Genomic DNA, 11,750 nt, shown 5'->3' on the forward strand with positions numbered 1-11,750 from the left:
TCTCGTTTGATGACCGCAACCGGGATGCGCGGCGAAATCGATCTCAGGGAGACGTCTTGCTCTCCGCCGGCTTGGTCTCGGACGCCTTCGTGTCCGCCGGCTTCGTGTCGCCGGAATTGGGCTTGGCCTGGCCGAGATAGACATATTCCGGTGCGGCGCGGAGCTGGTCCTTGTTGGTGTCGATCGTCGCCTTCAGCGTCTTGTCGTCGACGCGGGTGAGCTTCAGGGCGCTGGGGTCGACGGCAACGTATTTCGTGCCGATGCCGAGGAAGCCGCCGACGCCGACCACCCAGGCCTTGATGGTGCTGCCCTCGTCGAGAACGATGTCGGCGATCTCGCCGATCGTCTCGTTGGCGCCGTTCTGGATCGTCAGGCCGATCAGCTTGGACGTGACCCGGTCCGTCGGCGTCTGGGCGACGAAGGTCGGACGCAGATCGTTGCTGAGGGTCGCGGGGGCCGCCGGCACCGGTGCCGTGCCCGCATTCTGCGGTTCCGTCGTCTGAGCAGCGGCGATCGTCGCTCCCGCGAAGACGAGGGGCGTTGCGAGGGTCGCTGCAAGCAACAGGATGCGCATAGGGCGTGTCTTTCCGCTCTGGGTTCGGGGGTCGAACTCGGTCCTCGCTCAAGCTGAGCCCTTGCGAAAGGTTCCACCGACGTAGCGCCCGATGGTGGACAGGCCGGAAGAGCGGACTAGTTTCAGCTGAGCCAGGGATGAGCCGATTCCCATCCTCGGCTCTGCAAGGGAGCGACCCTCGATGACCCTACTTCGCCGACAGGCCCTGTTTCTTCTCGGCACCGTCATCGCCACCGGCGCGCGCGCCGCGACCAGCGACGGCAATGCGGGGGCCTTCACCTTCGAGAAACCGGAGGGCGGGCTGATCGCCCTCAAGGATTTCGCCGACAAGCCGATCCTCATCGTCAACACTGCCACCGCCTGCGGCTTTGCCGGGCAGTTCTCCGGGCTTCAGGCTCTGTGGACGCGCTTCGGCGGGCGCGGCCTGACGGTGATCGCCGTGCCGTCGCCGGATTTCGGCAATCAGGAGCCCCTCGACGGCGTCGCCATCGCCGAGGCGGCCCGCAAGAATCACGGCGTCACCTTCCCGGTCGCTGCCAAGACCCATGTGCGCGGGCCGCAGGCCCATCCGTTCTATCGCTGGGCCGCCGCCGAGAAGCCCGGCTCCACGCCGAATTGGAACTTCCACAAATACCTCGTCGGCAGAAACGGAAGCCTGGTCGGCGCCTATCCCTCGTCGGTCGAACCCAACGATCCCCGTATCGTCACCGCCATCGCAGGTGAGCTGAGCCAGAGCTGACGCCCCATGGGCGCGTCATCGAGGGATGTCGCGGGGTGGGAGAAACGAATCGGCCCGCTCAGGTCTCACGGCGCGCCGCCGGACCTCCCCGCTTGGTGAGCGTTCGTAGGCGGGTTGGGCGCGCGGTGGGGCAGCCGAGGGGTAGTTCGACGCGAACGGATTGGCCGGCACGCGCTCGGGGCTGCCGAACAGGCTTCCGCCCGATTGGGCAAAGGCCGCCGGACAGGCGAGAACCGCGCAGAGGGACGCAGCAGGCAGGAGAAGGCGCATCGCCGGATCTTTCGCATTCCATTCGGTCGTTGACGCCATAGCCCGGCTTCCCACATCCGGCGAGGCCCACCGGACGGGCCGTGATCCGCCGGCCCGGAAGGAAGGCAGAGATGGACCCTCACGAATTCGAGCATGACGGCACACGTTACGAGGTGCACTTCGAGCGGGTGGCCGAGGGCTGGATCTGTAGGATTCTCCGGGAAGGCGGAGATGCCGCCCATATCATGGCGTTCCCTGACGGAATCGGCTTCGACCAGAGAGAGGTCCGGGAGTCTCTGATTGCCGGTTGTGAGGCCGCCGTGGCCGTCCTGGACCCTATTCCGCCCACCCGGCACTGAGCCTGCGACGGAACCTCGGACAGCCCCGCTCCGTTCGCCATGCCGAGCACGTGGCGCAAGAACGCAGGCGCCGTGAGGAGGAACCCGCATGTCCGAGATCACCTATCGCATCGTCGAACACGATGGCGGCTTCGCCTACAAGGTGGGCGACGTCTTCTCCGAGACCTTCCCCAGCCACGACGAGGCCCTGCAGGCTGCCCAGGCCGCAGCCGCCGAGCAACAGGTGCCGGGCTCCACGGAAGGCATCCGCTACCAGGACGGCAAGGGCGACTGGCACGACGAGACCGCCCAGGGCAACGACCGTCCCACGGCGAAGGTCGTCGATTAGTCCACCCCCAGCCCGCGCCGGCCTCGTCCTTCCATCGGGAGAGTCCGGCGCGGGCTGAGGTCCGGACCGGACGAGTGGATCAGACACCGGGTACAGGGACGGTCGCGTCCGGTGTTCCAAGCACCATCCGAACCGAGATTTCCGTCTTGCGCGGTCCGGGTTCGTTGCGGATCGCGAAGAGCGGCGCCGATACTGCCTTCATCGCGTGACCTCCATGGTCGAGACCATGACGCGGGGCGTGGGGTTCATCCCGCCTTGGCGATGGGTGGTTTCTGGTTGACGCTCCAATGGGCGGCGCCCACGCGTCGTATGGGGCTTCCATCACCGTTGCCGGCCTTGCCGTTGCGACAGGTCCGGTTCCGGCCCGTGCCCTTCGCCTCGTAGAGAGCCATGTCGGCCGCCTCGACCAGTCCCCCGGCCGTGACCGCGACGCCGCAGCTCGTCGCCACCCCGATACTGACGCTGACGAAGCCGAGATCGTCGCTCCTGTTTCCGTGCAGGAGGCCCTTCTCGGCGACGCTGCGTCGGAACCGTTCCGCGAATCCAAAGGCTTCGTCGGGGTCTCTGGTGTGCATGAGGACGGCGAATTCCTCTCCGCCATAACGGCACACGAACGCCCCCGAGCCCGCGGCCGTCTTCGCCAGGAGTGTGGCGACCTCACGCAGGCAGGTGTCGCCGGCGCCGTGGCCGTAATGATCGTTGAAGAGCTTGAAGTGGTCGACGTCGATCAACATCACGGCGAAATGCCGGCCGGCCAGGCTGGCCTCCCAGAACTCCGAGAGCTCGCGGGCGAAAGCCCGGCGATTGGCGATGCCGGTGAGGGAATCGGTGGTGGAGAGGTGGGCGAGGGTGGTGTTGTCCTCGGCCAGCCGCTTGGCGCGCAGGGTCTCGCGCAGGTTGACGAGATAGTCCCGGCGGTTCGCGGCTTCGATCCTGTAGGTGGCGACGAGGCTGAAGAGGATGCCGGTCATCATGTCGAGACCGAGGACGCCCCCCACGGACGGAACGATTTCCGGCTTGAGGCACAGCCCCGCCACCACGGCCACGGCCGTGATGCCCGACAGGAAGCAGGCCCAGAAGAACCGCAGGGGCAGGGTGATGTTGGCGAAGAGGACGCTGAGCCAGATCGTTGCCGTGGTCAACGAGACCAGGGGACCCGTTCCCATCCAGAAGATCAGGATGGGGATGCCGCTGGCGGCGAGCATGCCGATTCCGCCGATGGCCTCCCGAACCGGCCCGCTGACCCGCCCCACCGCCCAGATGATGAGCAGAGCGAGCGGAGTCATCGCAAAGACGCGCAACCCGACATTGAGGAGGGCCAGGTCCGGCGTCGTCACGAAACCGGCGATGTTGTAGATGTGGAAGACCACCATGCCGAGGATGATCGTACGACGAATGTCGCGGATGCGCTTTGCGCGCGTGTCATCCTCGAAACGCGCTTCGAGATCGGAGTCGAAGGCGAGCTTCAAGCTCTGCGTGTGCAACTGCCGGTCGATGGCGTCGAGCATGCGCACGTCTTCGCAGACGCTCGAGGCATCGAGCGCTGGTTTCACGTCAATATTCAAGCGGCAAATCGATTGTTCAGTCACGCGATGCGTCCACGGCTCACCGCCATTCGCCCCGAAATCACCCTGGCCCAAGCCTTGGACCGCACGATCCTAAACAGCGAAATCGCTGTTTCGTCCCATCGCCGGGTCAAGCATGACCCCAGCGTGGACGAATATACATAATGACGCTGAATTTTTCTGAAAACGATCGATCAAAATGAACCGATTTCCTACAACCGTAAATAGAATTCAGTCCGCCTTCGGGTCGGTTGCGCAGGGAAGATTTGCGCTTTGCACCCAACCTCGTGCATCTCCCGTTGAACGCTTCGCCGGCCCGAATGTGCCATGCGGATTCGTCACCCCTGGAGATTGCCTTGCCGCCTCGTCAGCCCGACCACGAGATCGATCCGCTCTTCATCGAACGCCGCTCGCCGCGCGCCTTTACAGGCGAGGCCGTGCCGGAAGCCGAGTTGCTGCGCATGTTCGAGGCGGCGCGATGGGCGCCGTCGGCGTATAATTCGCAGCCCTGGCGCTTCCTCTACGCCCTGCGCGACACGCCCGACTGGCAGGTGTTCTTCGACCTGATCGTGCCCGGCAACCAGAAATGGGTGAAGGACACCGGCGCCATCGTCATCCTGGTCTCGAACACGCAGATGAAGGTCGGCGACGAGCTGAAGCCGTCCTGGAGCCATTCCCTCGATGCCGGCGCGGCCTCGGCGAATTTCCAGCTCCAGGCCATTCGCCAGGGCTGGCACGCGCACGGGATGACCGGCTTCGACCGGGAGCGCACGATCACGGCCCTCAACGTACCGGAGACCTACCGGGTCGAGGCCGCCTATGGCGTCGGCCGCATGACCAAGGCCGCCGATCTCACGGAGGAGCAGACCGCGAAGGAGAGTCCGACCGGACGTCGTCCGATCACGGATTTCGTCTTCGCCGGCGGCTTCCGAACCGCCGGGGAGTGAGGTCTCCGTCGTGCTGAAACCGGCCTCCGATTACGATGCCCTGGTGTCGGGCTTCGCCTGGGACATCCCCGAGCGGTTCAACATCGGCGTCGATGTCTGCGACCGCTGGGCCGGGATCGAGCCGGATCGCGCCGCGATCCACGACGTCTCGTCCTCGGGGGCGGTGACGACGACGTCCTTCGGAGACCTGAGCGAGGCGTCGAACCGCCTCGCTCACGCCCTCGTCGGGCTCGGCCTGCGCCCGGGCGACCGCGTCGGGGTGCTTCTGCCCCAATCGGCCGCCGTCGTGGTTGCCCATGCCGCCGCCTACAAGCTCGGCGCCATCGCCCTGCCGCTGGCGGGCCTGTTCGGCCCGGAGGCGCTGGAATACCGCCTGTCGGATTCCGGCGCCGTCGCGCTCATCACCGATGCGGCGGGACTGGCGAAGATCGAGGGCATTCGCCACGCCCTGCCGGCCCTCGCCCATCTCGTCTGCCTCGACGGTGCCGCCGAGGGCGTGCACGCCTATGCCGACCTGATCGGCTCGGCCCAGGCCGGCTTCACGGCCATCGACAGCCGGGCGGACGATCCGGCCCTGATGATCTACACGTCAGGCACCACCGGCCTCGCCAAGGGGGCGCTCCACGCCCATCGCGTGCTCCTCGGCCATCTGCCGGGCTTTGCCATGATGCACGACTTCCCCCCCAAATCCGGCGACCTGATGTGGACGCCGTCCGACTGGGCCTGGGCGGGCGGGCTCCTCAACGCGGTCTTGCCGAGCCTGCATCACGGCGTGCCGGTGGTCGCGCGGGCCACCGCGCGGTTCGCGCCGGAGACGGCCCTGGCGCTCATCGCCGAACTCGGCATCACCACGACCTTCCTGCCACCCACCGCCCTCCGGATGCTGCGCGGCGTGCCCGACCCGCGCGGGCGGTTCGACCTCTCACGCCTGCGCAACATCGCCTCGGCCGGCGAGGCCCTGGGGCCCGAAACCTTCGAATGGGTCCGCGGCGAACTCGGCCTCACCATCGGGGAGGCCTATGGCCAGACCGAGTGCAATCTCGTCCTCGCCTCCTGCAAGGCGGCGGGGATCGCGCGCGCCGGCTCCACCGGCCGGCCGGTGCCCGGCCACCGGGTGATGATCCAGCGCGCCGACGGCAGCGAGACGGCCATCGACGAACCTGGTGAGATCTGCGTGTCCCGGCCCGACCCGGTGATGTTCCTCGGCTACTGGAACCAGCCCGAGGCCACCGCCGCCAAGTTTCGCGGCGAGTGGATGCTCACCGGGGACACCGCCCGGCGGGATGCGGACGGCTACGTCCATTTCATCGGCCGCGAGGACGACCTCATCACCTCGGCGGCCTACCGCATCGGGCCGGTGGAGATCGAGGATTGCCTCCTGCGCCATCCGGCGGTCGCCTCCGCGGCGGCGGTGGGCAAGCCGGACCCGCTCCGCACCGAGATCGTCAAGGCCTTCGTGGTCCTGCGGGAAGGGATCGCCGCGAGCGACGCCCTGGCCGACGAGATCAGGGCCTTCGTCCGCTCGCGCCTCTCCGCGCACGAATATCCGCGCGAGATCACGTTCCGCGAGTCCCTGCCGATGACGACTTCGGGCAAGATCATCCGGCGGCAGTTGCGCGACGAGGGCTGAGGCTCATCGACCGCTTGAGCGCGCCGAGGACGATCTCGTCGGGCGGCCGGATGCCGGGCAGGTCATCGGAAATGACTTTGGGGGCGGGTCAGGGACCGGGTGGAACGGCCCCGTCCCTGGCTTCCTGCAGCCGGCGAACCCATTGCCAGAACGGGTCGTCGCTCGCCTTGGCGAAACTGTCCGGCGCCGCCGGTACGATCTCCGAGACCGTTCTGGGTATCGTCACGCCGTAGGTCGTCGTCAGCCAATCCCGGAAGGGCGGGTTGTCCACCTCCATCTCGTAATCCGGTTCGTCCTCCGGCTCCGCGTCGGGATGCGCGAGCCCGGTCCCCAACTCGTTGTGCCCGATGGCCAGAAGCCGGAGGAAATCGAGGGGCGTCTGCCCGAGCACGCAGAGGCCGTCGCCTTCGGATCCGAGATGGACGATGCGCTGACATCCTTCGTCATCGAGCCAGAAGGCCGCGTAGGAACCGTCCGCACCCGTCCGGGCGAAGGGGATCAGGCGCGCGGCAGTGTCCGGGTTTCCGAACCAGCCCTCGGCGTAGGAGCGGGCCTCGTCCTCCCGCTCGACCCGGAACAGAACGACCGCGCCCCGGTAGGGCGGTTCCAGCGGCTGAAGCGTCCCGAACATGTCTCCGGGCACACGCTGGCTCTGGTGCAGAAGGCCCCGCTCCTCGATCCAGTCGAACAGGGAGGCGATCTCCGGCGGCAGCGTGAAGCCGGCCGGCAGGCGTGCGCGCATCTCGTCGGTGAAGCGTCCCATCCGCTCTTTCCTTCCTGTCCCGCGAACCCAATCCCAAACCGGTGCAGCCTGGAACACGTATAAAGACATCTTTATGTCTTGATTGCTTCGCGCCGGTTCGCCTGCTATAGGCCTCGCCACAACGAAGCGAGAGACGGAGAAGCGACCCCATGGCCCAGGATTACATCGTCAAGGACATCGGTCTGGCCGATTACGGCCGCAAGGAAATTTCGATCGCCGAGACCGAGATGCCGGGCCTGATGGCCACCCGCGAGGAATACGGTCCGTCGCAGCCCCTGAAGGGCGCGAAGATCGCCGGCTCGCTGCACATGACGATCCAGACGGCCGTGCTGATCGAGACCCTGAAGGCGCTCGGCGCCGACATCCGCTGGGTCTCGTGCAACATCTACTCGACGCAGGACCACGCCGCCGCCGCCATCGCGGCCGCCGGCATCCCGGTCTTCGCCATCAAGGGCGAGACGCTCACCGAGTACTGGGACTACACCTCCAAGCTGTTCGACTGGCATGACGGCTCGATGCCGAACATGATCCTCGACGATGGCGGCGACGCCACCATGTTCGTCCATCTGGGTCTCCGCGCCGAGAACGGCGACACCGCCTTCCTCGACAAGCCCGAGTCGGAAGAAGAGGAGATCTTCTTTGCCCTCCTGAAGAAGAAGCTCGCCGAGAAGCCGAAGGGCTGGTTCGCCGGCCTCGCCGATTCGATCAAGGGCGTCTCGGAGGAGACCACCACGGGCGTGCACCGCCTCTATAATCTCGCCAAGGAGGGCAAGCTGCTCTTCCCGGCGATCAACGTGAACGACGCCGTCACCAAGTCGAAGTTCGACAACCTCTACGGCTGCCGTGAATCGCTGGTGGACGGCATCCGCCGCGGCACCGACGTGATGATGGCCGGCAAGGTCGCCATGGTCGCGGGCTTCGGCGATGTCGGCAAGGGCTCGGCCTCGTCGCTGCGCCACGCCGGCTGCCGCGTGCTGGTCTCCGAGGTCGATCCGATCTGCGCCCTCCAGGCCGCCATGGAAGGCTACGAGGTCGTGACGATGGAAGATGCAGCGCCCCGCGCCGACATCTTCGTCACCGCCACGGGCAACAAGGACATCATCACCCTCGACCACATGCGGGCGATGAAGGACCGGGCCATCGTCTGCAACATCGGCCATTTCGACAACGAGATTCAGGTCGCCGGCCTGAAGAACATGCAGTGGTCGAACATCAAGCCGCAGGTGGACGAGATCACCTTCCCCGACGGCCACCGCATCATCCTCCTCTCGGAGGGACGCCTGGTGAACCTCGGCAACGCCACGGGCCATCCGTCCTTCGTGATGTCGGCCTCGTTCACCAACCAGACGCTCGCCCAGATCGAGCTCTGGACCAACCCGGGCAAGTACGAGCGTCAGGTCTACACCCTGCCCAAGGCCCTCGATGAGAAGGTGGCGATGCTCCATCTCGAGAAGATCGGCGTGAAGCTCTCGAAGCTCCGTCCCGATCAGGCCGCCTATATCGGCGTCTCCGAGAACGGCCCCTTCAAGCCGGACCATTACCGCTACTGATCGGACGGGCGGGAGGCGACTTTCGCCGGCCCGCGAATACGGAATGAGAAAGGCCCGGCGTCTCGCCGGGCCTTTTTCGTCACACTCGCCGCGCCGAGGCGGTGCCGCGAGTGTGTCCTTTCTGCGCCGATGTCCGGGCAACCGGTCGGCAACATGGTGAACTTAAGCTTAACCCTCTTCCGGCAGGATTCCGGCTCGCGCTAGTGTGGGGTGATTCCTCATGTGGAGGTAACCTCGCAGCCGCCTTTCGAGGCGTGTCGCGGGTAGGGCGCAGTTGCGCCTCAGCGACGATTCGTAGGGGCGGTACGTGTCATGAGGGTCGATGAAACGGCACGCCTGTACGGGCGTGTCGCCGCTGCCGTCGTCTCTGTCGCGGTCGGTTTCGCGACGGGCATCGCGATGATGAGACAGGCCGCGGCGGCCTCCGCCGATGGAGCGCCCGCGCCGGTGCCGAGTGCGTCGACGCTCGGCTCCGGCTATGCCGGCGAGCAATCATCGTGGGGCTTCGGGCTGCCACTGCACATGCACAACGCCACCGGCCTCGCGATCCTCATCGGTCTCACGGTTTTCGCGACGATCCTGTCCCTGCTGCATTTGCGCGAGCGCGGGCGGTGGACGCGGCGCGAGCGCGCCCTCATCGCCGACCTGGATACCCTGCGCGGCTCCGAGGACCGGGCCGAGATGCTGCTCAGCTCCGAACGGCAGGTCATCGTCACATGGTCGGGGCGCGGCGAGGCCATCATCGAAGGCGACCTCACCCTCGCCTTCGACGGCAACCGCGTGAAACCCGGCCCGGCCGGGCTCATCCTCGCTTTCGGAACCTGGCTTGTGCCGGCGGATGCGGGCGCGATCGAAGCCTCCCTCGATGCGTTGCGCGAACGCGGCGCCGGGTTCCGGATGACGGTGCGGGCGCAATCGGGGCGGATCATCGACGCGCACGGGCAGCCCCTGGCCGGCCGGGCGCTGCTGCGCCTGCGCGAGACCACCGAGGAACATCGCGAACTCGCCGAATTGCGCGAGACCCTCGACGAGACCAAGCGCGGCTTGTCCGCCCTCGCGAGCCTCCTCGACGCGATTCCCCAGCCGGTCTGGCGCCGGAACCGCGATGGCAGCCTGGCCTGGGTCAACACGGCCTATGTCGCCGCCGTCGAAGCCGGAAGCCGCGAGACGGCCATCGCAGGCGGGATCGAACTCCTGGACCGTCAGGCGCGGGACCTCATCGCCCGCAGCGATGGCGACCGGACGGCATCCGGGGGCAGGGCGGCAAAGCGCCTGTCGGCGGTGGTGGCCGGCGGTCGGCGCATCCTCGACGTCACCGAGGCCGTCATCGATTCGGGCCGCGTAGGCATCGCCGTGGACGTCTCGGAACTCGAGAGCGTCCGCGCCGACCTGCAGCGCCAGATGGATGCCAACGTCCGCACCCTCGACCAGCTTCCCACCGCCGTGGCGATGTTCGACGCGCGCCAGCGGCTGATCTTCCACAATGCCGCCTATCGCCAGCTCTGGAGCCTCGATCAGGCCTTCCTCGATTCCGGCCCCCTGGACGGCGAGATCCTCGATCATCTGCGCGCCGCCCGGAAGCTTCCCGAACAGGCCGATTTCAAGGCGTGGAAATCCGACGTGCTCGCCGCCTACCGCGCCGTGGAGGCCAGCGAGACCTGGTGGCATCCGCCCGATGGACGCTCCCTGCGTGTGGTCGCCGATCCCAATCCCCAGGGCGGCCTGACCTACCTGTTCGACGACGTCTCCGAGAACGTGAAGCTCGAATCCCGCTACAACGCCCTGATGCGGGTGCAGGCCGAGACCCTGGACACGCTCAAGGAACCGGTGGCGGTGTTCGGCGCCGATGGCCGCCTGACTTTCGCCAATCGTGCCTTCTCGACATTGTGGCGCCTGGAGCAGGAGACCCTCGGCGAGCGTCCGCGCGTCGATGCGGTGATCGATGTCTGCCGCAAGTTGTCGCCGGACGAGGAGCCCTGGCTCGACATCCGTGGTGCCATCACCGGCCTCGAGAGCCGGGCGGGCCTCACATGTCGTCTGGAGATCGTGGACGGCACGGTGCTCGATTGCGCCGCTCAGCCCCTGCCGGAGGGGGCGACGCTGCTCACCCTCATCGACGTCACCGCCAGCGTGAACGTGGAGCGGGCGCTGACCGACAAGAACGACGCCCTGGAACGGGCCTCGCAGCTGCGCGACACCTTCGTCCACCACGTCTCCTACGAACTGCGCTCGCCGCTGACCAACATCATCGGCTTCACCCAGCTTCTCGGCGACGAGACCGTGGGTGCGCTCAACGAGCGCCAGCGCGAATATTCCGATCACATCATGCGCTCCTCGGGGGCGCTCCTCGTGATGATCAACGACATTCTCGATCTCGCCTCGATCGATGCCGGTTCCCTCGAACTCGCCCGCGAGGTCATCGACGTCCGGGCGACGGTGGAGGCGGCCGCCCGCGGCCTGGAGGACCGTCTGGCCGAATCCGCCATCAGCCTCGATCTCGACATGCCCGCCGACATCGGCAGTTTCGTCGCCGACGGAAAGCGCGTGCGGCAGATCCTGTTCAACCTCCTCTCCAACGCCGTGGGCTTCTCGTCACCCGGTCAGGTGGTTCGCGTCACGGCCCACCGGACGGAGACGGAGCTCACTCTGACCGTGCGCGACGAGGGCCGCGGCATGCCGGAGGACGTCGCCGCGCGGGTGTTCGACCGTTTCGAGAGCCGTACCCTCGGAACCCGCCATCGCGGCGTCGGCCTCGGCCTCTCCATCGTGCGCTCGTTCGTGGAGCTCCATGGCGGCCGGGTGGAACTCGCATCGAAGCCGGGGAGCGGCACCCGCGTGACCTGCACGTTTCCCGTGAACGTCGCGGAGCCGAAACGCGCGGCGGCGGAATGACGCCTTCGACCGACGGGCATCGAGGCCACGGCGACGAAATGTCCGCCGCGGAGCTTTCCCCGGACGTCAGACCCATTCCACCGTTGGCATCACTCCGACTTCGCCCCGCGACCTCATCGCCCCCGATCCATCCCCGGTGAAAACGATGTTGGCC

General features: G+C 67.0%; 10 protein-coding genes. 7 read left to right on the forward strand and 3 right to left on the reverse strand.

Annotated features, from left to right (window positions below; all coding sequences use genetic code 11):
- Positions 1-43: 43 nt before the first annotated feature.
- Positions 44-574: a PRC-barrel domain-containing protein gene (locus A3OM_RS0102160; RefSeq protein WP_018042092.1), complete on the reverse strand. Its 531-nt coding sequence runs from the start codon at positions 572-574 to the stop codon at positions 44-46.
- 181 nt (positions 575-755) lie between these two features.
- On the opposite strand from A3OM_RS0102160, the gene A3OM_RS0102165 reads away from it, so the two are divergent.
- The 3 genes from A3OM_RS0102165 to A3OM_RS0102175 all read left to right on the forward strand — a co-directional run bounded on the left by A3OM_RS0102165 (position 756) and on the right by A3OM_RS0102175 (position 2,249).
- Positions 756-1,313, forward strand: coding sequence for a glutathione peroxidase (locus tag A3OM_RS0102165; protein WP_018042093.1), 558 nt, complete (start codon positions 756-758; stop codon positions 1,311-1,313).
- 380 nt (positions 1,314-1,693) lie between these two features.
- On the forward strand, positions 1,694-1,921 hold the full coding sequence (locus A3OM_RS26235; protein ID WP_018042094.1) for a hypothetical protein: 228 nt from the start codon (positions 1,694-1,696) through the stop codon (positions 1,919-1,921).
- Between the two features lie 88 nt (positions 1,922-2,009).
- The gene (locus tag A3OM_RS0102175; RefSeq protein ID WP_018042095.1) at positions 2,010-2,249 is read left to right on the forward strand and encodes a hypothetical protein; all 240 of its coding nucleotides are present in this window, start codon (positions 2,010-2,012) and stop codon (positions 2,247-2,249) included.
- A 245-nt stretch (positions 2,250-2,494) separates the two neighbouring features.
- On the opposite strand, the gene A3OM_RS0102180 is transcribed toward A3OM_RS0102175, so the two are convergent.
- Complete coding sequence (locus tag A3OM_RS0102180) at positions 2,495-3,802, reverse strand: GGDEF domain-containing protein (protein WP_018042096.1); 1,308 nt, start codon at positions 3,800-3,802, stop codon at positions 2,495-2,497.
- Positions 3,803-4,134: 332 nt separating this feature from the next.
- Between A3OM_RS0102180 and A3OM_RS0102185 the strand changes: the two genes are divergently transcribed.
- Both A3OM_RS0102185 and A3OM_RS0102190 read left to right on the forward strand, forming a co-directional pair.
- Positions 4,135-4,761, forward strand: coding sequence for a nitroreductase family protein (locus A3OM_RS0102185; protein WP_018042097.1), 627 nt, complete (start codon positions 4,135-4,137; stop codon positions 4,759-4,761).
- 10 nt (positions 4,762-4,771) lie between these two features.
- Complete coding sequence (locus tag A3OM_RS0102190) at positions 4,772-6,391, forward strand: AMP-binding protein (RefSeq protein ID WP_018042098.1); 1,620 nt, start codon at positions 4,772-4,774, stop codon at positions 6,389-6,391.
- A gap of 88 nt (positions 6,392-6,479) precedes the next feature.
- Here the strand turns inward: A3OM_RS0102190 and A3OM_RS0102195 are convergent, their stop codons facing one another.
- Positions 6,480-7,154 carry a hypothetical protein gene (locus tag A3OM_RS0102195; RefSeq protein WP_018042099.1) on the reverse strand — a complete coding sequence of 225 codons (675 nt, stop codon included), beginning with the start codon at positions 7,152-7,154 and terminating at the stop codon, positions 6,480-6,482.
- Positions 7,155-7,303: 149 nt separating this feature from the next.
- Here A3OM_RS0102195 and ahcY point away from each other — a divergent pair, with 149 nt between their 5' ends.
- Both ahcY and A3OM_RS0102205 read left to right on the forward strand, forming a co-directional pair.
- The gene (gene ahcY, locus A3OM_RS0102200; RefSeq protein WP_018042100.1) at positions 7,304-8,704 is read left to right on the forward strand and encodes an adenosylhomocysteinase; all 1,401 of its coding nucleotides are present in this window, start codon (positions 7,304-7,306) and stop codon (positions 8,702-8,704) included.
- 312 nt (positions 8,705-9,016) lie between these two features.
- Positions 9,017-11,596: a PAS domain-containing sensor histidine kinase gene (locus tag A3OM_RS0102205; protein WP_018042101.1), complete on the forward strand. Its 2,580-nt coding sequence runs from the start codon at positions 9,017-9,019 to the stop codon at positions 11,594-11,596.
- Positions 11,597-11,750 lie beyond the last annotated feature (154 nt).

Source organism: Methylobacterium sp. 88A (genome assembly GCF_000376345.1).
GTDB lineage: Bacteria > Pseudomonadota > Alphaproteobacteria > Rhizobiales > Beijerinckiaceae > Methylobacterium > Methylobacterium bullatum.

Bases quoted from the DNA above. Each gene is read 5' to 3' on its own strand.
- A3OM_RS0102160 (WP_018042092.1), bottom strand. From the start codon at position 574: ATGCGCATCCTGTTGCTTGCAGCGACCCTCGCAACGCCCCTCGTCTTC.
- A3OM_RS0102165 (WP_018042093.1), top strand. From the start codon at position 756: ATGACCCTACTTCGCCGACAGGCCCTGTTTCTTCTCGGCACCGTCATC.
- A3OM_RS26235 (WP_018042094.1), top strand. From the start codon at position 1,694: ATGGACCCTCACGAATTCGAGCATGACGGCACACGTTACGAGGTGCAC.
- A3OM_RS0102175 (WP_018042095.1), top strand. From the start codon at position 2,010: ATGTCCGAGATCACCTATCGCATCGTCGAACACGATGGCGGCTTCGCC.
- A3OM_RS0102185 (WP_018042097.1), top strand. From the start codon at position 4,135: ATGTGCCATGCGGATTCGTCACCCCTGGAGATTGCCTTGCCGCCTCGT.
- A3OM_RS0102195 (WP_018042099.1), bottom strand. From the start codon at position 7,154: ATGGGACGCTTCACCGACGAGATGCGCGCACGCCTGCCGGCCGGCTTC.
- ahcY (WP_018042100.1), top strand. From the start codon at position 7,304: ATGGCCCAGGATTACATCGTCAAGGACATCGGTCTGGCCGATTACGGC.
- A3OM_RS0102205 (WP_018042101.1), top strand. From the start codon at position 9,017: ATGAGGGTCGATGAAACGGCACGCCTGTACGGGCGTGTCGCCGCTGCC.